The organism is Methylomonas defluvii (assembly GCF_033949435.1).
GTDB lineage: Bacteria > Pseudomonadota > Gammaproteobacteria > Methylococcales > Methylomonadaceae > Methylomonas > Methylomonas defluvii.
The window spans coordinates 60,026-80,609 of the sequence record NZ_JAXARY010000022.1 but is presented as its reverse complement, the minus strand read 5'-3'; the positions used below and the strand labels follow the sequence as shown (position 1 = coordinate 80,609).

The window sequence follows — 20,584 nt, the reverse complement described above, 5'->3', positions numbered from 1 at the left end:
TCGGATGCTGAGGTTTGCTCATGGCTAACGAACTGTTCAGTCCGCACTGGTACCGAGTCGCCAAGCTCAAACCCAAGTTGCATAGCCATATCGAGATTCATCGCCACGAGTACCGCGGCCTGATCTGGTACATCCTCGAAGACCCCAATACCGCCCGCCATCAGCGCTTTAACAGTCTGGCCTATCAGTTCATCGGGCTGTTGGACGGCAAGTTGAGTGTACAAGAGATTGCCGACATCCTTAGTCGGCAGCTGGGCGACTATGCACCCAGCCAACAGGACCTTATTCAACTACTGGGGCAATTACATCAGGCCGATTTGATTCAAACCGAAGCCTTGGTCAACACCGAAGAATTGTTCGAGCGTCAGGCGCGGCTAAGCAGCGCGAAAAGCAATCAGCGATTGTTGAACCCGCTCTCGCTGAAATTGCCGTTGTGGGATCCGGATGAGTTTCTCAGCAAACATGCGCCTAAAGTGGCGGGTCTGTTCAGCGTCAAGTTCGGCGTGGTCTGGCTGCTAGTCATTGCAATTGCTTTGCTGCAAGCAGGGGCTAATTGGCCGGAAATCAGCCATCATTTCGAATTGAACGCTTTGGCTCCCTACAATTTTTTGATCGTGTTCTTGTTGTACCCCTTGATCAAAATTCTGCATGAATTGGGGCATGGCTTTGCCATGAAGTTGAAAGGCGGCGAAGTGCATGAAATGGGCGTCAATTTTTTATTGTTCATGCCGGTGCCTTACGTCAATGTCTCCGCCGCCAACCATCTGCGTAACAAGTACGACCGGATGTTGATCAGCGCCGCCGGCATTTTGGTGGAGGGATTTCTGGCCGCCCTGGGCTTGTTCCTGTTTTTGAGCACAGAAACCGGGATTGTTCAGGATATTGGTTTCGACATCCTGCTGACCGGCGGTGTCTCGTCGCTGTTTTTTAACGGCAACCCGCTATTGAAGTACGACGGCTATTACATTCTGGCCGATGCCTTGAGCATTCCCAATTTGTATCAGCGTTCAAGCCAAATCTGGGCTTATTTGGCCCAGCGATATTTGTTTGATTTGAAACAGGCGGTGTCCCCGGCCTCTGCGCCGGGCGAAACGGCTTGGTTTGTCATTTATAGTTTGGCGTCGCTGACTTACCGCCTGATGATGTTGTGGTTTGTCTGTATTTATCTGACCGAAAAATTTTTCTCACTGGGCATCGTCGTTGCGTTGTTAATGGTGTCATTACAGGTCGTGTTTCCGCTGTATAAAGCCATACGTTTTGTGTTTACCAGCCCCAGTCTGAGTCGGAAAAGAGATAAGGCGCTGCTGACCACGGCAGGCGTAACCTTGTTTGTGGTTCTGGTTTTTGGTGCTTTGCCGATTCCCAATTACACGCTGGCAGAAGGCGTGGTGTGGCTGCCCGATGAGGCGTTGATCAAGGTGGAGCAAGAGGGTTTCATCGGCGAATTGCTGGTGAAATCGAACCAATTCGTGAATCAGGGTGATGTGTTGCTGACCATGCATGACGACGCATTGGAAGCCAAAGCCAAAATCGCCCGCGCCAAAGTGGCCGAGTTGCAAAGCCAATATCGGGCGGAGAAAGAGTCTGATTTAGTGAAGGCGGAAATTTTGAAAGAATCGCTGCGCGTTGCGGAATCCGAACTGGATCATTTGAATCATAAATCCAGCGCGATGATCATAAGCGCCGCCAAATCCGGTTATATCCTGTTGCCGGATGCCGACGATCTAACCGGTAGCTATTTGCGCCAGGGTGAGTTGATTGGTTACATTCTGGATGAACAGCCACCGACCATCCGCATGGTGGTAACGCAAGACAATATTGGCCTGCTGCGGCAAGGCAGTCCGGAAATCAGCGTACGTCTGGTTAGCGACCCGTATCGCGAATACCCGGCCAACATCATCCGCCTGGCGCCGGAAGCGACCAATACGCTGCCCAGCCCGGCCCTGGCGACCACCGGCGGTGGCAAAATCCGGGTGAATACGGAAAACGAACAAGACATGCAAACCCTGCAAAAAATCTTTTTGGTTGATCTGGACTTCTCGCCGCCGAAAAATCTGCCGATAGGTATGCGCGCTTATGTGAGGATCAACCATGGCGGCGAATCGATTATGACTCAGCTGTACCGCCGGGTACGTCAGGTATTTTTGAGGCAGTTCAATGTCTGAGTTGGTGTTGCGTCCAGGGGTACATTTCGGCAGCTACCCGCAAAAGCCGGAAAGTCGACTAAGCGATTTCGAGCAAGGCGCCTCGGCATTTTTCGACATACTCCACAAACGCCTGAACCGCCAGCGTTTCAGCCAGGCTTATATCGTCAGTCGAGTTGAAAAAGTTGCCGCCCCGTTAAGTAACTACAACGAGCAACAGTTGACCATTGCCATTCTGGAACTGCGGGAAAATCTATATCGGTATGGTCTGACCGAAGAGCTGATGATCAGAGCCTTCGCGCTGATTCGCGAAGTCGCCGGCCGGACGCTGCATAAACGGCATTTTGACGTGCAATTGTTTGGCGGCTGGTTAATGATTAACGGCATGCTGGCGGAAATGGAAACCGGCGAAGGCAAAACACTGACCGCGACCTTACCGGCCTGCACCGCCGCCTTGGCTGGCATCCCGGTGCATGTGATTACTGCCAACGATTACTTGGCGGCTCGCGATGCGGAGATTCTGAAACCGCTTTATCTGCGCCTGGGCTTGAAGTCCGGTGCGGTGGTTGACGGTATGGACCTTGAACTGCGCCGAAAACTGTATCAACAACCCATCGTCCATACGACGAATAAACAAATTGCCTTTGATTATCTGCGTGACCGCATCGAGATGGGCGAGGATGTGGGCTTGTTAAAATTTCAATTCAAGCAGATTCAACAGCAAATCAAACAGCCGAAAAGCAACCCTCTGATCATGCGCGGCTTATGTTTTGCCATTATCGACGAAGCCGATAGCGTATTGATCGATGAAGCCAAAACGCCGCTGATCATCACCCAGACCCGGCCGAATGAGGCGTCTCCGGAAACCTACGGTGACGCCTTGTATCTGGCCTCGTCATTGTTCATCAACGACGACTTTGTCATGGACCCCAAAACTCGCGACGTCGAACTGACGCAGCAAGGCGAAAATACCCTTGCGGATATGATTATCGGCTTGGGGCCGCGTTGGAAAAACAAGCGCTGGCGGGAAGCCATGGTCAAACAGGCGCTAATCGCCGAGTATTGCTTCAAGCGCAACAAGCAATACATCCTCAAAGATAACAAGGTGCAAATCATCGATGAGTTTACCGGCCGGGTGATGGAGGATCGGTCTTGGGAGCAGGGCTTGCAACAAATGATAGAAACTAAGGAAGGTTGCTTGATTTCTGAACAACGCGAGCCGCTGGCCCGGATCAGTTACCAGCGCTTTTTCGGCCGCTATCTCAAACTGGCCGGTACTTCGGGGACGGTACGGGAAGTGGCGACGGAAATGCAGCGTGTTTATGGTTTGCATAGTGTAAAAGTGCCTACCCATAGAGTTTCGAAACGAAAACTGCTCAGCGAGCGGGTTTATGCCACGCAAGCCGCCAAGCAACGGGCATTTTTACAACGGGTCGCGGAAATACATGCGCAAGGCCGGCCAATTTTGATAGGCACCGGTTCGGTTGCCGAGTCGCTGGAGGTCAGTGTCTGGCTGGAAGCGGCGGGTTTGGTTCACCGGGTGTTGAATGCGGAACAAGATCAACACGAGGCTGAGATCATCGCGCAAGCAGGGCAGTTGCACGCTATTACGGTAGCTACCAATATGGCCGGCCGTGGTACCGATATTGCGCTGGGATTGGGCGTTTCGGAGTTGGGCGGTTTGCACGTGATTGCGCTGAACTGCAATGAATCTCGGCGCATAGATCGGCAACTATACGGGCGCTCTGCCCGGCAAGGCGATCCGGGTAGCTGCGAAGCGATACTGTCGCTGGAGGATACGGCGCTACGGGAGTTTTATTCGTCTGCTATTCTCAAGACTCTGGCCGGCCTGGCTAAAGATCAGCAAGCTTTGCCGGGTTTTTTGGGAAATCTGATATTACGCCTGACGCAAATTTATAACGAGCGGCAACAGCGCAACGTCAGAAGGCAACTCAGCAAACAGGATAAGCATTTGTCGCGTATTTTGGCGTTTTCCGGCAAGTTTGAATAAACGCTGTGGCCTTAAATTTACTATTTTGTTAAAAATCAGACCGTTTCAAATCAAACTAATCGATTAGTGATTTTTACATGCCCATACGCCACCATTTTTTTTGCGCACTACTCGGCCCTGGCCTGTTCAGTGGCGCCGTGCTCGCCGCCAATCTGGATTGCATGGTCAAGCCGGAAATGTACGTCGAGTTGAGTAGCCCGGTGGCGGGGACTGTCGCAGCGCTGTTGGTCGATAAGGGTGATCACGTTGCCAAAGGCCAACCGCTTGCCCAATTGGAAGCGTCGGTGGAGTTGGCCAAGTTCAACCAGGCCAAAGCCGATGCTGAGAGTAGCAGCGAGGTACGCAATCAGAAAGTGAAACTGGAGTACGCCACGCGCAACCGCACCCGTTATAGGAGTTTAGCCACCACCAATGTCATTTCGCAAATCGAGAAAGATAAAGTCGAAACCGAAGTGGTGTTGGCTGGAATCGAGTTGAAAAAGGCAGAGGAACGTAAAAAGTCGGCGATGTTGGCACTGGAAATGGCCAAGGCGCAACTGGAGGTTAAAACCATCAAAAGTCCGATAGACGGTATTGTGATAGACCGTTATGCGATGCCCGGCGAGTCCGTTAGTGATCGCGCGATTATGAAGCTGGCGCAAGTCAATCCGTTGCGCGTTGAGCTGATCGCGCCGACTGAATATTTTGGTCTGATTCAGCCTGGTATGGATGTGGAAGTACGCCCTGAGCTGCCGGCCAAAAAAGTCGTGAGAGCTACTGTCACCAAAGTGGACCAATTGATCGATCCGGCCAGTGGCAGCTTTACGGTGCGCATGACCTTACCCAACCCTAGCGACGAACTGATCGGCGGCGTCAACTGTATCGCCACCTTTGATTTTGCCACGCCAGCCCCAACCACGACGCCGAGTCCACCGCCTTTTGTACCGCAGAACGTGGCGCCGGTGAGTCCGGTCATCAAGCGTTGAGCCAAGCAACAGCGCTTACCCGCCGCATTGATACTAACAAATAGGGTGGATTGACAAGCGAACGCTTACCGGTGTTTTCCTGTCTGAAGCCTCGCGAGAACGGTTTAATGCGGCATATCGGGCAAATTAGCGCAATTCAGGTATATGCTTCGAAGCTGGTATAGCAATTATCTCGAAAACTGCGAGGCAACAGGCAACTCATACAAAGGGCTTGGAATAAAATTGGCTGCTCTCAAGTAGAGTTGTAGCCATTAAATCCGTGAACAAGAGGTAGCCAATGTCATACATGTCAATTAATTCAGGCGCGTCGCAAATTTATAGTGCTGCCGGAACCAATGTTCCGACAGTCAAAAAAGCCCAGCCAAACAGCCCCATACAAGCGTTTCAGCAAGTCCAACCGGTTGCTAAAGACGCCTCCGATCAAAATAACGAAGGTGGTAAAGGCAGATTTATTGATGTTCGAGCCTGATGCCCGAGAATTTCACCGCAAACTGCCTAGGGTCTGAGGGCAGTCCGGTAAAGAGGCAACGAATTTTCTTCCCTCCTCTCACCGTCGCTATACCCGCAAGCTAGCCTAGTTAAAAAGCCTCAGGCCAATATAGACCTGCTTCCGGCAGCAATCCTGGAAACGAGCCTTTACGGATGTTAAAGAACAACAGTTCAGGCAGGCTGACCACAAAACCTTTCAATCCTTTGCGTAGATTGTCCCCACCATCCCAAGGCCAACTGAACATACCATAAAGGCCCTGGCCGCCAGCTATCGCTAGATTGAAGCCGCCCTGCAATGGCCGAGGCCATAGCTGATCTTGAGTGAAGAATAAAAACGCCGCGTCATCCTCGTTCCATTGATAAATACTCGAACTCAGGGTATTAGATTCCTGTAAATCCACCAGCCATTGCGGCATCTGCCGGTAATGCCGTTGACGCTGTCGTTCTCTGTAGGGCTGGCGCTGGAAGCTGGTGCTTAGTCGATATGTGCTTCCTATCTGTTCATACGCGATAAACGGAATCATGTTCAAGCCGTCTTCGTCAACGTAACCGCCCAGCAGTCGCTGGGAAGCCTGGCTTGTGCTTTCCTCGGCTGTAGACGAGATTTCCGCAACCGTCTGGTTAAGGAGCCGAAAGATTTCGGTGGCGCAATTGCGGCTAAGCAAGTTATAGCCATATAAGGATTGCAATTGGCTTTGATATGTTTCGAGTTGCTGTGTGACGCTGTTTTGGAAATCTGCCAGTTCGCTGGTAGGCAGCGGTAACCCAATCAATTCTGCCGCTGCCGGTCGCGATGGAGTGGCTGTCAACGGCAACAGCTGCAAAGACTGCTTATCATGGCGCGGCTTATGCAACTGCATTAGCGCCGTCGCGCTTAGCTCCAGTTCCGAGTAAGCAAGCTCATCCAGCGCTATGGGGCTGTCGAGTTGTTTGGACGCCGCGGCAAATAGCTCTTGACTGTATTGCAGCGCTGCCGGCAAGTTGTCATTGTCGATAATAGTGGCTTGTGGATCCGCACTGTCGGGGCGACTGCGGTCCAGCACGCTCAGATAGCCCGAGGCGACGGCATGGTCCAGCGCATGCAAACGGGCCATTCCCACCAACAGCGGATAACCCCAGTCGCTGCGCTGGCTGCGCATCAGGGTCATTAAATCGGCAAACAAACGCTGCCGAAAATCTTGCAGCTTGGTACGTTGGGCCGTGTTGAGTTTGTATGTCGCCTCGGGAATTTGTAACAAACTTTCGCTAAGCGGGGATAGCCTGGCGTGCAGCACATCCAGCGCGGCCAGATTCAGCAACTGATTGCGGTAGCGTTCGGCAAATGAGCTGTTCGTGGCGGTAAACCGTGTATCCGTGGGTTCAGCGGGGTTAACTGCTAACTCAGGTTTCAGAGTTTGCAAGGTTTGCCAAGCTTGCTGGCGCTTGGCCGGCAAAAAATCTTCGCCATACTCGTTAACGATGGCTTCGTGCAATTGTTGTAGTGCTTGGCTGTTGTTGCTGGGTTTGTCTGCCTCGACAGGGAACGCTTCCGTCGCTCGGTATTGCCTCAAAAAATAACCCAATCCCTTTATGGCTAAAGGCGGCGCAGAGCCAGGATTTTGCAAGCCTGAAACCAGCGTCTGGTCGTCGTGCAGGGCTTGTAACAGCGACAATTGCTGGTGTTGAATGAACAGGCGGCGACTAAAGGTATCCCGTAGTGCTTGAAAAAAATCCTCAGACACTTCGATGCGGTGACCGTATATGTTACGGTTCTCCTGAAAGCCGTAGGCAAACTCAAAGGCGGCCGCATCGTTGCGATACAGGCGCAGCAGGCCAGGTTCGATGTGCTGAAAATGAAAGACTTGCCGGTCGAATTTAATGGCGGCATGGCCGCCGCTGGCGCTGCCTTCGTTGGCTTCTATGTACAGGAATTCGAAATGATGACTTTGGTCTGCTTCGGCAACGGCTACCCAAAGTAAACAGCCCAGCGTCAGCGCCCACTTTGCGAATTTCAAGCCAGCAACTGGCATGACCAAGTGGGCGACTGCCTGCGGGATTATTTTTTCAAACCTTCTTCAATGGCCTGTTTCTTCCAGGGCTCGTTATCGCTCAAACTTTCAGTAAATGCCGAGATTTGCGGTTTACCGAGCTTGGCTTTAGCAAGTCCGCGGCCGATGCCTACGTAAGTATTCCGGTCGGTTTCCCAGTTGGTGATCTCATGGCTTTCGGCTAATTCGCTAAGATGGCCGCGAAAACTGTCCAGCGTGCCGCTACTGGACACTACGAAGGTAGCGGTATAGTCGGCTACATCGGTTTCGTATTTTTCGTGTTTGTTACGCGACGAGTCGGAACTGGAGGTAAAGGGGCTGGACGCGCTTTTGAAGATGCCGCCAGAACTGTCAGACAAGCTGCCTATGCTGTCGGACGAACTCTCGGAGCTGGTGGAAAACGAGCAGCCGCTTATCAGTGCAGTTCCCAAAGCGACAGTGCTTGCCAAAGTAAAGGTTCTGAATCGGTTCATATGCTTGGATGGCTTTAAAAAAACGAATAGTGTTATCGGTTATGTGCCTAGACGCAAGATTTCACGTCTCTAAAACGTTTCGATGGCTTGGCTATTTGCCAACACCCGCTGCCTGCAAATCGGCGTGATAGGAAGACCGTACCAAGGGCGCGCTGGCGACCTGTTTGAATCCCAATTCCCGGGCGATCTCGGCATAGCGTTGAAATTGGTCGGGGTGAATGTATTCCTGTACTGCCAAATGGTCCTTGCTGGGCTGCAAATACTGGCCCAGAGTCAGCATGCTGACGCCGTGGGCCAGCAAGTCTTTCATCACGTCTATCACTTCCGCTTCGGTCTCGCCTATGCCTAACATCAAGCCGGATTTAGTCGGTACATCAGGCAAGCGTTGACCGTGCTGTTGCAACAGACTTAAAGAGACTTGGTAATCGGCGCCGGGACGGGCTTGCAGATACAGGCGTGGCACGGTTTCCAGATTGTGATTGAACACATCGCAAGGTTGCTGCTGCAAAATGTCCAGCGCGGTGTCCATCCGGCCGCGAAAATCCGGTACCAATACTTCGATGGTGGTATTGGGCGACTGGCTGCGCACCGCTGCGATGCAAGCGGCAAAATGGCTGGCGCCGCCGTCTCGTAAGTCGTCGCGGTTCACGGAGGTGATGACCACGTATTTCAAAGCCATTGCGGCGATGGTCTCGGCCAGATTGGCCGGTTCTTCGGCATCCAAAGGCTGCGGTTTGCCGTGGGCGACGTCGCAGAACGGGCAGCGGCGGGTGCATAAGTCTCCCATGATCATGAATGTGGCGGTGCCGTGGCTGAAGCATTCGCTCAAGTTGGGGCAGGCGGCTTCTTCGCAGACGGTGTGCAGGCGGTGTTCGCGCAATGATTGCTTGATGCGATTGACCTGATCACCGCTGGGCAATTTGATGCGGATCCAGTCCGGCTTGCGCAGGATTTGTTCAGGCTTTTCCACTTTTACTGGAATCCGCGACAGCTTGTCGGCATTGCGTTGATGGGTTTCCGGGGTGGAGCGGGAAGGGGCGTTGAGTGTCATATTGCCACCGGGCACTTGGGTTGGTTTTCGAGTTTCCTCAAGCTTGGCTGTTTCCAGCGACGCTCGTCGAGTTTGCTTACTTCAGTTTTCTATTGCTTGCAGTAACTGATGCACAACCGGCACCGCGAGTTCCTGATTAGTTATCTTAACCCCCAAGTCAGCCAGTTGCGTGACTTGCAAGCCGGCATAGCCGCAGGGATTGATGTCTGCAAACGGCGCCAAATCCATATGGTTATTGATGCTCAGGCCATGGTAACAGCAACCGCGCTTGATACGCAGGCCCAGCGAAGCAATTTTTTGCTGATTGACGTAGACGCCCGGTGCCTTGGGCTCGGCCTGGGCGGCGATGCCGTATTGCCGCAAGGTGTTTATCACCGCGTTTTCCAGGATAGTCACCATTTGTCTGGGACCTTTGTTTAAACGGCGCAAATCGGCCAACAGGTAAATCACCAACTGGCCGGGACCGTGATAGGTCACTTGGCCGCCGCGGTCGCTTTCGACGATTTCGATGTTAGTGGCTTTAAGAAAATGTTCGCGCTTGCCGTTTAAACCCAGCGTGTAAACCGGCGGATGCTCGACGATCCAGATTTGATCGGCAGTGTTGTCGTCGCGTTCGGCAGTGAATTGCTGCATGGCCTGCCAGACGCCGAGATAGTCTTGTGTCCCCAGATTACGCAGGACGGTCGTCGCCTTACTGGGCATCAGTCCGGCTTACAATGCCATCAATACATCAGGGCAGGCCGTCAAGCCCAGGTAGATGGCGTCGAGCTGTTCGCGGCTATGAGCTTCGATCATGACCGTCACCGCCAGATAATTGCCGCCTTTGCTCGGACGGGTGGTGACCGCGCCTTCCAGGATGTCCGGGACATGGCGGCGGACGATTTCCACGACGATGGCGTCAAAATCGTCGCGATGCTTGCCCATCACCTTGATAGGGAACTGGCAGGGAAATTCCAGTAAACTTTCGGTTTCGCTCATGATAGTGATTTTTTGTAGGCTTGCAGTAAGTCGTCCATGTGTTTCCAGACGGGGCCGGGCTTGCCGTCGCCGACTTGCCGGCCGTCCAGTTCGATGACCGGCACGATCTCGCGAGTGGAACTGGCGACCCAGATTTCGCTGGCGTTGTTTAGCGCTTCCAACGCGATGATGTCTTCTTGATACGGAATGTTATGCGCGGCCGCCAATTCCAGAATCACGTCGCGGGTAATGCCGGGCAGGATTTCATGGCTTTTCGGCGGCGTGATCAATTCGCCGTCCAGCACCGCAAACAGATTGCTGGCCGCGCCTTCGACGACGTAACCGTTGCGCACCAGTATCGCTTCCGCGCAGCCTTGGTCCAGGGCTTCCTGCCTAAGCAGGATGTTGCTCAGCAAAGTGATGGCTTTGATGTTGCAGAGCTGCCAGCGGGTGTCGTCCAGCGTAATCGCCTTGATGCCGTCGATCCGGCCGGCGAACGGCTTGATGTCCGCAGACATCGCAAATATCGTCGGTACGATTTGTTCGGGGAAACCGTGATCGCGTTTCGGCGCATAGCCGCGGGTGACTTGCAGGTAAATGTATTGATCGCGGTCATCTGCCAGCAACGGGCGGAAAATCGCTTCCCAGTCCGCAACGCTATGCGGCAACGGTAAACGGATGCCGTTCAGGCTGTTGTTGAGCCGGGCAATATGGTCTTCCAGTCTGAACAGCCGGCCGTTATAAGCCGGAATCACCTCGTAGACGCCATCGCCGAATAAAAAACCGCGATCCAGCACCGACACCTTGGCGTCGGCTAATGGCAGATAAGCGCCGTTCAGATAGACTTGCTCGGTCATTCTTTTTCCAATAAGCCAATAGCTGCGTCGTACAGCCGGCGGAAAATGCCGCCCTCGGCGACAGCATCCAAAGCCACCAACGGTTTGCTGAGGATGGATTCGCCAGCCAAGGAAATGTTGAGGTTGCCGACCGTGTCGCCCTTGTTCAGCGGCGCGAATACGCCTTTGTCGATCTGCGTTTCGGCTTTTAACTCGTTAAAGTGTTTACGTGGGGCGGTGACGTACAGGTCTTCCGGCAAACCAACCGCGACTTTGGAGGTTACGCCTTTTCTAACCCGCGCGTCGCCCAAGGGTTTATTGCCTTCGTACAGACGATGGGTTTCGAAGAAGCGGAAACCGTAATTCAGCAGCGATTGGCTCTCGTTGGAACGCGCGCCGGCGCTGGCTGTACCCATGACCACCGAAATCAAACGCATATCTTCGCGTTTGGCGGAAGCCACCATGCAATAGCCGGCATCGTCGGTAAAACCGGTTTTCAAACCGTCAACGGAAGGATCGCGCCACAGCAACAGGTTGCGGTTTTGTTGGGTGATGCCGTTGTAGGTAAATTCTTTTTGCTTGTCCCAGCGATAGTATTCCGGGAACTCTTTGATCACCGCGCGGGCTAAGGTCGCCAGGTCATGTGCCGAGCTGTAATGGTTGGGGCTGGGCAGGCCGGTGGCGTTTTCGAAATTGCTGTTGGCCATGCCCAAGCGGCTGGCTTGTTCGTTCATCATCGTCGCGAAGGTTTGTTCGCTACCGGCGACGTGTTCAGCCAAGGCGACGCTGGCATCGTTGCCCGATTGAATGATCATGCCTTGCAACAAGTCTTCGACTGCCACTTGTTTGTTTACCTCAACGAACATTTTTGAGCCGCCGGTTTCCCAGGCGTTCTGGCTGATCGTGACTTTCTCGTCCAGCGTCAAATGCCCAGCTTTCAGCTCGCGGAACACCACGTAGGCGGTCATGATTTTGGTCAAGCTGGCGGGAGATACGCGCTTGTCGGCGTCTTTTTCGGCCAATACCCGGCCGCTGTCGAAGTCCATCAAAAAGTAACTGGAGGCCGCGACGCTGGGAGCGGCGGGGGTGAAAATCGGGCTGGCGGCTTGCAGCGAGAAGGCGGTTAACAATAACAGCAGCCCGCTAAACAGGCTGAGTGTCCTACGGTAAGGTTGGCTCATGATCGCAATTCAAAATAGTCATTCTGGAAAGGGCCATTGTAACACCGAGAGCCGCCGCGTAGAAAAACCCGCGTATTGTGCTAAGGCGCTTAAGCCCAAAGCTGGAAATTTTGGCAACTGTTTGGAATAGTTGGAAAGTTGGCCTAAGCGCTGGTATTGCAGATTTTGAATTTGCAGGCGCAATCCTGTAAGGCCATGCACGCGGTTTGTTCGACGGGCCTATCCAATAAGGTGGTAATCAGCGCGCGGTCAAATTCGCACAATTCCGGGTGTTGCTGAGCTAAATCGTGATAAACACAGTTAACGGCTTTAATGGTCGGCTGTGTTTGTTCGGCGTCCATTTCGGCGTGATAACCCAGCGATTGCATCAATTCCAGCAGCGCGCTTTGCTTTTGTGCCGGGTCCTTACCGCTAAACTGCGGGGCCAGCGACTGTGCCAGGTTAACGCCCATGCGCCACAGCATTTGCCTTAAGGCCGTTTCGCCCAGTTCGGTTTTTAGCTCGCCCAGCAACAAATTACAAAACCAGGGATATTGCTTGGGCAGGCGGTTGCGGCCTTGTTCGGTCAGCGTGTAATTGCGCGAAGGCCGGCCGCCGGTGCTGTTCAGTGCCGCTTCCTGAACCAGCTGATCTTTTTCCAGGCCGGTGAGGTGTTGCTTGACGGCGTTTCTGGAAATCTCCAGCTGTGCGGCCAGCTCGTCGATGCTCATGCCGGACGTGGTGGATAGCAGCAATTTTAAGATTTGCTCTTGGCGCGAGCCGGTAAGTTTGACCATGGCGTGTGGGGTGGTCGGAAATAAGTGATGCGGCATTCTACGCCGGATCAGCTATCACGCAAAGCGCTGTAAGTCTATTTTTGACATATAAATTACTTTTATAATAAAAATATTGCAAAAGTAATTTTATTCGCTTACTCTGTGCCTGGCTTTAAACAGCCGCATTTTTTTATTTGCAACGAAAGGCAGACCAACATGAGCGAAACCAAGGCAACTCTTTACGAACAATTGGGTGGCGAAGCGGCCGTTAACGCGGCTGTCGATATTTTTTATCGCAAAGTCTTGAGCGATCACCGCATCAACCGCTTTTTCGATAACACCGATATGGACAAACAGGCAGCCAAACAAAAATCCTTTTTGACCATGGCCTTCGGCGGTCCGAACAACTATTCCGGCGCCGATATGCGTCAAGCGCATGCGCATCTGGTTAAAAAACTGGGTTTGGATGATTCACATTTTGATGCGGTGGTCGAGAATCTGGCGGCTACCTTGCAAGAGCTGAACGTGCCGCAAGAGCTGATCAATCAAGTCGCGGCGATTGCCGAAAGCACCCGTAACGACGTGTTGGACCGCTAGGCGCCGGAGTAGGGGATGAGCTTGCATAAACTCAGCGTGAACGACCGCGAAATTGTTTGCGGGTCTGGCGAAACCGTGCTGGACGCCTGTCTGCGCGAAAACATCGACATCCCCTACGGTTGTCGGCAGGGCGCTTGTCAAAGCTGTATGGTGCGCAGCTTGCAGGGCCCGCCGCCGCTGGCGGCGCAAGACGGTTTAAAAGACGTATTGCGGCATCAGAACCATTTCCTGGCCTGCCTGTGTTATCCGCAGCAGGATATGTCTATCAGCATTAGTTCGCCCGCCGATTTTTTTACCGAAGCGACGGTGATCGAAAAAAGTTTGTTGAATGCGGAAACGCTGCAACTCACTTTGCGGTGCCGGGAAACCATGGATTATTACGCCGGCCAGTTCGTGAATCTGAAACGCGCCGACGGATTGACCCGTAGTTATTCGATTGCCAACAATCGCTTGCATGCCAACAAATTAAGTTTTCATATCCGCCGCTTGGCCGGCGGCCGCTTCAGCGAATGGGCGCACCGGGAACTTCAGGTAGGCGACAAACTCGAGGTATCCGATCCGCAGGGGCTGTGTTATTACCTGCCGACTACCCCGGAAAAAAATCTGTTGCTGATTGGCACCGGCAGTGGTTTGGCGCCATTGGCCGGGATTGTCAGCGAAGCTTTGCACCACGGCCACAGTGGCGATATTCATCTATTCCATGGCAGCCGCGAGATGGATGGTTTGTATTGGATCGAGGAAATGCAGGCGCTTGCCGACCAATACTCAAATTTCCATTACACCGCCTGTATCTCACGCGGCGATGCGCCTGATGGCGTGACCAGGGGCCGGGCCAACGACGTGGCGATGGCGAGTTTGCCCAGTCTGAAAGGCTGGCGCCTGTATTTATGCGGCCATCCGGACATGGTGCATCAAACCAAGCGCCAGGCGTTTTTACATGGCGCGGCTTTGCAGGACATCCATGCCGATGCATTTCATGTGGCGTCGGCCACCTTGGATTGAGCGGGCAGCGCATAAACCTTTTGCCGCTCCAGAGCCGCCAAGGTGCGGATCTGCGCCAGCACCTGCTGTAAAACCGCCGAATCGTTATCGCGCTGCGACACCATGTAGGCCGGTAATTTGAATTGCGGGCTGCCGGCGACCGGAAACAGTTTGCCGGCTTGTAGCAACGGTTCGGCCAGGCGCACCGGCAGGAAACTGGAGCCGCGGCCTTGCGCCAGAATCAGCTGTACCGCCATCCAGCCGATATTGACCACCTGCGCCGGCCGTTCCAGGTTGGGGTAGCTATTACTGTGCTGAGCATAAAATCCGGGCGCCCAATCGACATAAATGTAATCGTCGTTCGGCCAGGGCTGGCTGGGATCGGTGGTCAGCAGCACCAGGGTTTCATCGAACAAAGGTTCTATTTGCAGGCCGGGGCTGTGTTGGGGGGTGTACATCAAGCCTATGTCCAGCGCGCCCGCTACCAGGCTGCGCATCAAGTCTTCCTCAAAGCCGATGTCGCTACGGATGGAAATATCGGGCATGGCCTGTCGTATCTCGCTGATCCATTCCGGCAACAAGGTTTCGCACAAGGCAATCCGTGCGCCGATGCTGACACTGCCGCGAAACCGGCTGGGCAAACCAATATCGTGCCGGGCTTGTTCCAGGGTTAATAGCAAGGATTTGGCGTGCGGTAAAAAACGCCGACCCGGCAAAGTCAGGCTGGCGCCGGAGCGATTGCGGACAAACAGCGTCACGCCCAAATAAGCTTCCAGGCGCTGGATACGGGTGCTAACGGTCGATTGCGTTACATACAAACGATTGGCCGCTTCCAGGAAACTGCCGTTGGCCGCAACGCTTAAAAAGGTTCTGATTTGGTCGATGTCCATCAGTTTAATATTGCATTTATCGATATTAAAGTCCAATAAATATCGCTTGTCTTATATCAACGTGGTTTTTATAGTACCTCCTGAGTAATGTATCGATTCGATGGCATTGTTGGGTGCGGAGGAAATCATGAAAACTTCAATATGTTTATTCACCAGGCTTTGGGGTAACCACAAAAACATGCTGCTGGGATTGGCTTTGCCGTGTTTGCTGGCGGCATGCACGGCACCCAGCATTAAGCCCGCCGCGTCGCAGATCGACCGATTGCACAGTTTTTTGATTGTGCCGGTGCAAGCGCCGCCGCTGGAAGTGATACCGGATTTGATCGAGCGGCGCGATCCGGCTTATCGACATTTCGAAAACATGGCCATGGGTTATGCGCTGCCCATTGAACTTTATCAAATCCCTGGCGGTATCGAAATTGCGGGCATGGTTAGCGACAGCCAAACGGCCGATGTGGACGCGATGACCAAGGCGGCGCCAAGCGCTGCCGGCGGCCCTGCAAATACCGATTTGGGTTGGACGCCCGCCAAGGCGGCGGCGCAGAAGCTGCCTGGTCTACTGGCGGCGGAAAATCGCAAAGGGGAATTGAGCCGCGAGTATTATCAATTACCGGCGGCGGGTGATGCCAGTTTGCAACATTGGCATCAGGCCATTCAAGCCTGGTACGGCCAGAACACCACGTCAATTGATTATGCGACGATGGGCCGCTACGACGCGGTGATAGAGGTTGGGATCGGCAGGTATCGGATTTTTGAAGGGCAAACGTCTTTGCAGCTAATGATCAAACTCATTGATCCCGTATCGCGCCATGTCATCGCTCGGACACTATCGGAAAGTTTCAGGGTTGACGATCAGGCGTTCGCCTCTCTGGACAATGGCGGCGATGCTTTTAAACAATTGATCGGCGATATGGCGGTGCCGCTGTTGCGGCAAAGTTTGGGTGACATTGGTCTGCGCCTACCCCCTCAAGCCGACGAATCTTAGTGTGTTGACCGGGCCGATAAGCGGATGAGCCTCGTCTATCAAAAGCGTCTGCGCGGCTGGCGTTTTAAGCTGTTTAACCTATGTCTGGGATTTGGGCATGCGTTGGTGATCTTTAATGCCGGCGCGTACATCGCCATGCTGCCCAGAGTGGCCGGCGGCTTAGGCGTCCCGCCCAGCTTTGCGACCTGGACCCAAACTGATTACATGATAGCGCTGGCGCTGGCGTTTCCGGTGGGCGGCTGGTTGGCGCGGCGCTTCGGCGAATACCGGCCCTTCGTTCCGGCTTTCCTGGCTTTTGCCTTGGCCTCTTTCCTCTGCGCTTATTGCACTGGTTTTTATAGCTATCTGGCCGGGCGTATTTTGCTGGGATTTGCCGGCGGCTTGACGCTGCCCTTGGGTCAGGCCTTGTTGCTGAAGGAATATCCTGATAGACGCAAATCGCTGGGCATCGGTATCTGGAGCCTATTCACGTTGACGCCGTTCACCTTCGGCCCGCCCTTGGGTGGTTGGATAGCCGATAACTTGGGTTGGCGCTGGCTGTTTTGGCTCAACATCCCGGCGGCATTGGCGATTGCCGGCATCGTCGGCGCGTTGTTGTATCGGCGGGGCCACACACGATCCTGGCAGCGCTTTGATAGCGTGGGTTTTATCTTATCGGTGATGCTGGTGTTTGGCTTACAGACTTTGTTGAATCAAGGCAACGATTGGGACTGGACCGATTCGGCCTACATTAGAAGCTTGATCGCATTGATAGCCGCCACGCTGATTTATTGGGTGGTCTGGGAATTGCGCGTGCGCCGGCCATTTCTGGATATTCGCCTGTTTGCCCACCGCAATTTCGCCATCGGCGTATTCATTTTATTCACCGGTTTTCTGTATTTTCAAGGCTTGCTGTCTTTGCTCATCGTGCAGTTACAACTGGCGTTCGGCTATTCGTCGTGGGAAGCCGGTTTGGTATTTCTGCCGATGGCTATCTGCGCCAAACCGATGGCCAGCGTTTTGCACGAGATCGTCAAACGCTGCGATGCCCGACTGTTGGCAAGTGCTAATTTGCTGGGATTTGCCGCTACCTATTTCTGGTTAAGTCGCTTCGACGATCCGGACTCGTTTGCCCAATTGTTCTGGCCGAAATTGCTGGAAGGCGCCTGCCTGGGCAGCTTTTTTGTGCCGATGACTGCGTTGCTGCTGCACGGCCTGCCAGCCGAGCGGCAATGGCGGGCGCTGGAATTGGCTAATCTGTTGCGGATAGCGGCCGGGGCAATCGGCATTGCGGTGCAAGGCATCGTGCTGTATCGGCGGGCGCCGCAGCATTTGACCCGCTTTGCCGAAAATCACGGCGCGTTCGAATTGGCCGATCATTCCGCCTTGTCAACGCTAAATTTCCTAGGATTTACCGAGCCGGCGGCGTTGACCAAATATGCCAAGCTGGCCGGACGTGATGCGGTGTTACACGCTATGAACGATGCGTTCTGGATGGCCGGTTGCGTGTTTGTCGGTATGGCGGCGCTAGTTTGGTTGGCGCACCCAACTCGCACCCCGGTTAAAGTCAGTGACGAGCAGGAACTGCGCCGGGAAACTCAGGAACTGCTGGCGGAGGAGGCCTGATGTCCGCTCGTCAGCTAATTGCATTAGGGTTGATGTTGGGTATTTCGTCAAGTTGCGCCCGGTTTGGTGGAGAAGAAACTACGCGCGCCAGTCTGTTACCCATGCCCGACATGACCAATACCGTCGCTGCCGTACGCGGCAATTTCGCAAGCAGCGATGCCTGGCCGGCGCCGGATTGGTGGACCGGCTTTGCCAGCCCGGAGTTGCAGCGTTTGATAAGCGCGGCGCTGGCCGATAATCCGGATTTGAAGGCCACCGCCGCCCGGTTGCGGCAGTCTCAGGCGATGGTCGATGCGCAGGCCGCCGAGCTTTATCCGACGGTTGATGCCAACGTCAGCTTCTCGGCGCAACGTTTCTCGGCGAACAGCGTGCAAGCCAAACTGGCCGGCGAAAACTTTCGGCAGATGTTGATTAACCCCTTGATCTTGCGTTACCACCTGGATTTTTGGGGGCGCGATGCAGCGGCTCTGCAAGGCGCGGTTGGCCGCTCGCTGGCGGCCGAGGCGGAATTGGCCGATGCGCGGCTGCTATTGTCGTCTGCCGTGGCTAGGGGGTATTTCGAATTGTTGGCTGCCGCCGCAAAACAAGGCATCGCCGAGAACATCGTCGCCGAGCGGCAGGCCTTGTTGAGATTCGAACAAACGCGGCTGGCGACTGGTCTGGTTGCCGACGCACCGCTATTGCAGGCCAGAATAGCCCTTGCTAACGCCGAACAAGGTTTGGCTGCGGCGCGGGCCGACGTGGCGATAAATAAAAATCTGTTGGCGGCGCTGGCCGGGAAGGGGCCTGATTGGGGAGCGGGCATCGTTATCGAATCCGATCGGCTTGAGCAAGCCTTAACCCTGCCGGTGGATTTGCCTTTACATTTGTTGGCGCATCGCCCGGATATTAGCGCGGCGCGGCTGCATGCCGAGGCGGCTGCCGAGGAAATCAAGGTGGCCGAGACCGCGTTTTATCCGGACGTCAATCTGGTGGCCTTCACCGGCTTGCATAGCGTCAGTTTGAGCGACGTGTTGTTGCAAGGTTCCAGTCTGGCTTACGCGGTGGGGCCGTCCATCGAGTTTCCGATTTTCGAAGGCGGCCGCCTGCGTGCCAATCTGGCGTATCAAGAATCCGCTTACGACGCCGCTGTCGAGCGCTATAACCGCAGTCTGGTGCATGCGGTGCAGGAAGTGGCCGACGCGCTGAGCCGTTGGCGTGAGCTGGATGAGCGCTTGGCGGCAAAGCGGCAAAGCTTGGCGGACGCATTAGCCGCTGACAAGCTGGCCGATAGTTTGCGCCGTCATGGCTTGTCTGATCGTGCCGCGCCGAGTCTGGCCAAATTGGAGGTCTACCAGCAACAGTTTCGCTTGGCGGCTCTGGTGGGCGAGCGACATAAAGCCGAGATCAACATCATTAAGGCGCTGGGCGGCGGCTACAGCGACACTAAACCCGCAAAGCCATGACCGCAAACGTGCCCAAAAAAATTCGTCCTCGGGAAATTCTGCGCCAACGCCGGCGTCGCTTGCAAGGCGTCACCTTGGCTTTGCTGCTGGCCGGTTTGGCTTATTTGGCGTATTGGTGGCTGGAGCATCGCGACTGGGTGGCCACTGACGACGCCTTCGTGGCAGGGCATTTAATTACGCTGAAAACGCAGACTGACGGTACCGTGGTCGAAGTACTGGCGGAAAACACGCAGTGCGTGCAAAAAGGCCAGGTCTTGGTGCGGCTGGATGGTGTGCATGCCGGCATCGCCTTGCAGCAGACGCAAGCCGAATTGGCGGAAGCGGTGCGGAATATCGTTAGTTTGCAGGCCAAAGCCGAGACGCTGAAGCAGCGGGCCTTGGTGAAACAAGCTTTACTGGCACAGGTCAATCACGATCTGGCGCGCTTCAACGCGGCGGCCAGGGATGGCGCGGTTTCCGATCAACAGCTACAAAATGCCCAAGATAAAAGCCACGAACTGGAGGCGGCGATTAAAGAAATTCGCGCCGAACAAAGCGGCATTGAGGCGCAATTGCTGGATTCGGGGATAGATAATCATCCGGCCGTGGAAAAAGCCAAGAGCCGCTTGCGCCAGGCGTTTCTGGATTACCAACGCCGGAATCTGATGGCGCCGGTGTCCGGTTGCGTGGCCAAACGCAAGGTACAAGTTGGCGATACGCTGAAGGCTGGTGCGCCCTTACTGGCTATCGTGCCGCTGAACGATCTATGGATAGAAGCCAACTTTCTGGAAAGTCAGATCGCGGGGGTCAGGCCGGGGCAGGCGGCGGAAATTCGCGTGGCGGCGTATGGTGACGACCGGGTTTATCACGGCCGGGTGCAAGGCATCAACCCGGGCACCGGCAGTATCTTTGCGGTGTTGCCGACCGATAATGCGACCGGCAATTTCATTCATATCGCCGAGCGGTTGCAGGTGCGCATCGCGCTGGATGCCGCGGAACTCAAGGCCAATCCCTTGCAGCCTGGCTTGTCTACATTAACCAGCATCAACATAGAAAAAGCCGACGGTTTGGTATCGGCATCCGCGGTTACGCTGAATGGCGAGGCTTATCGCACCGATGTCTATGATCGAGAGTTGGAGGGTGCCGAACAGTTGATAGAACAGATTGAGTTGGCCAATCGGCCGCACTAGTTCGGCCGTATTCAGGCGGCTAG

Annotated in this window: 18 protein-coding genes; 9 read left to right on the top strand and 9 right to left on the bottom strand. The window is 54.4% G+C overall.

Going from position 1 to position 20,584, the window contains the following annotated elements; translation table 11 throughout:
* The first annotated feature begins 20 nt into the window (after positions 1–20).
* From QLH52_RS19780 to QLH52_RS19770, 3 genes are all read left to right on the top strand, one after another.
* Entirely contained in the window at positions 21–2,165 is a 2,145-nt protein-coding gene (locus tag QLH52_RS19780) for a biotin/lipoyl-binding protein (RefSeq protein ID WP_319962690.1), read from the top strand.
* Positions 2,158–4,155, top strand: coding sequence for a preprotein translocase subunit SecA (locus QLH52_RS19775; protein ID WP_319962689.1), 1,998 nt, complete (start codon positions 2,158–2,160; stop codon positions 4,153–4,155). The genes QLH52_RS19780 and QLH52_RS19775 overlap by 8 nt, the downstream gene beginning before the upstream one ends.
* Before the next feature lie 77 nt (positions 4,156–4,232).
* Complete coding sequence (locus QLH52_RS19770; RefSeq protein WP_319962688.1) at positions 4,233–5,120, top strand: efflux RND transporter periplasmic adaptor subunit; 888 nt, start codon at positions 4,233–4,235, stop codon at positions 5,118–5,120.
* Positions 5,121–5,698: 578 nt separating this feature from the next.
* Here QLH52_RS19770 and QLH52_RS19765 read toward each other — a convergent pair.
* The 8 genes from QLH52_RS19765 to QLH52_RS19730 all read right to left on the bottom strand — a co-directional run bounded on the left by QLH52_RS19765 (position 5,699) and on the right by QLH52_RS19730 (position 12,946).
* Positions 5,699–7,603 (bottom strand): hypothetical protein, encoded by a 1,905-nt coding sequence (locus tag QLH52_RS19765; RefSeq protein WP_319962687.1) that lies wholly within the window; start codon positions 7,601–7,603, stop codon positions 5,699–5,701.
* 41 nt (positions 7,604–7,644) lie between these two features.
* A complete protein-coding gene (locus tag QLH52_RS19760; RefSeq protein ID WP_319962686.1) occupies positions 7,645–8,109 on the bottom strand; it encodes a putative lipoprotein in 465 nt (154 codons plus the stop codon).
* Positions 8,110–8,200: 91 nt separating this feature from the next.
* The gene (lipA, locus tag QLH52_RS19755; protein ID WP_319962685.1) at positions 8,201–9,160 is read right to left on the bottom strand and encodes a lipoyl synthase; all 960 of its coding nucleotides are present in this window, start codon (positions 9,158–9,160) and stop codon (positions 8,201–8,203) included.
* Between the two features lie 81 nt (positions 9,161–9,241).
* Positions 9,242–9,862, bottom strand: a complete 621-nt coding sequence (gene lipB / locus QLH52_RS19750) for a lipoyl(octanoyl) transferase LipB (protein WP_319962684.1) — start codon at positions 9,860–9,862, stop codon at positions 9,242–9,244.
* A 9-nt stretch (positions 9,863–9,871) separates the two neighbouring features.
* Positions 9,872–10,138 carry a YbeD family protein gene (locus tag QLH52_RS19745; protein WP_020485010.1) on the bottom strand — a complete coding sequence of 89 codons (267 nt, stop codon included), beginning with the start codon at positions 10,136–10,138 and terminating at the stop codon, positions 9,872–9,874.
* Positions 10,135–10,974, bottom strand: coding sequence for a D-amino acid aminotransferase (locus QLH52_RS19740; RefSeq protein ID WP_319962683.1), 840 nt, complete (start codon positions 10,972–10,974; stop codon positions 10,135–10,137). The genes QLH52_RS19745 and QLH52_RS19740 overlap by 4 nt, the downstream gene beginning before the upstream one ends.
* Entirely contained in the window at positions 10,971–12,134 is a 1,164-nt protein-coding gene (locus QLH52_RS19735; RefSeq protein WP_033155709.1) for a D-alanyl-D-alanine carboxypeptidase family protein, read from the bottom strand. The genes QLH52_RS19740 and QLH52_RS19735 overlap by 4 nt, the downstream gene beginning before the upstream one ends.
* A 143-nt stretch (positions 12,135–12,277) precedes the next feature.
* The gene (locus tag QLH52_RS19730) at positions 12,278–12,946 is read right to left on the bottom strand and encodes a helix-turn-helix transcriptional regulator (protein ID WP_308441609.1); all 669 of its coding nucleotides are present in this window, start codon (positions 12,944–12,946) and stop codon (positions 12,278–12,280) included.
* Positions 12,947–13,105: 159 nt separating this feature from the next.
* Between QLH52_RS19730 and QLH52_RS19725 the strand changes: the two genes are divergently transcribed.
* Complete coding sequence (locus tag QLH52_RS19725) at positions 13,106–13,486, top strand: group I truncated hemoglobin (protein WP_033155819.1); 381 nt, start codon at positions 13,106–13,108, stop codon at positions 13,484–13,486.
* A 15-nt stretch (positions 13,487–13,501) separates the two neighbouring features.
* On the top strand, positions 13,502–14,488 hold the full coding sequence (locus QLH52_RS19720; RefSeq protein ID WP_319962682.1) for a 2Fe-2S iron-sulfur cluster-binding protein: 987 nt from the start codon (positions 13,502–13,504) through the stop codon (positions 14,486–14,488).
* Here the strand turns inward: QLH52_RS19720 and QLH52_RS19715 are convergent.
* Positions 14,461–15,393: a LysR family transcriptional regulator gene (locus QLH52_RS19715; RefSeq protein ID WP_319962681.1), complete on the bottom strand. Its 933-nt coding sequence runs from the start codon at positions 15,391–15,393 to the stop codon at positions 14,461–14,463. The genes QLH52_RS19720 and QLH52_RS19715 overlap by 28 nt on opposite strands.
* A gap of 91 nt (positions 15,394–15,484) precedes the next feature.
* Here QLH52_RS19715 and QLH52_RS19710 point away from each other — a divergent pair, with 91 nt between their 5' ends.
* Genes QLH52_RS19710 through QLH52_RS19695 form a run of 4 tightly spaced genes read left to right on the top strand, consistent with a single transcriptional unit; the run spans position 15,485 to position 20,561 of the window.
* The gene (locus tag QLH52_RS19710) at positions 15,485–16,342 is read left to right on the top strand and encodes a hypothetical protein (protein WP_319962680.1); all 858 of its coding nucleotides are present in this window, start codon (positions 15,485–15,487) and stop codon (positions 16,340–16,342) included.
* Between the two features lie 24 nt (positions 16,343–16,366).
* On the top strand, positions 16,367–17,947 hold the full coding sequence (locus tag QLH52_RS19705; RefSeq protein WP_319962679.1) for a DHA2 family efflux MFS transporter permease subunit: 1,581 nt from the start codon (positions 16,367–16,369) through the stop codon (positions 17,945–17,947).
* Positions 17,947–19,392, top strand: a complete 1,446-nt coding sequence (locus QLH52_RS19700) for an efflux transporter outer membrane subunit (RefSeq protein ID WP_319962678.1) — start codon at positions 17,947–17,949, stop codon at positions 19,390–19,392. Before QLH52_RS19705 ends, QLH52_RS19700 begins: the two co-directional genes overlap by 1 nt.
* Positions 19,389–20,561, top strand: a complete 1,173-nt coding sequence (locus QLH52_RS19695; RefSeq protein ID WP_319962677.1) for an efflux RND transporter periplasmic adaptor subunit — start codon at positions 19,389–19,391, stop codon at positions 20,559–20,561. The genes QLH52_RS19700 and QLH52_RS19695 overlap by 4 nt, the downstream gene beginning before the upstream one ends.
* Positions 20,562–20,584 lie beyond the last annotated feature (23 nt).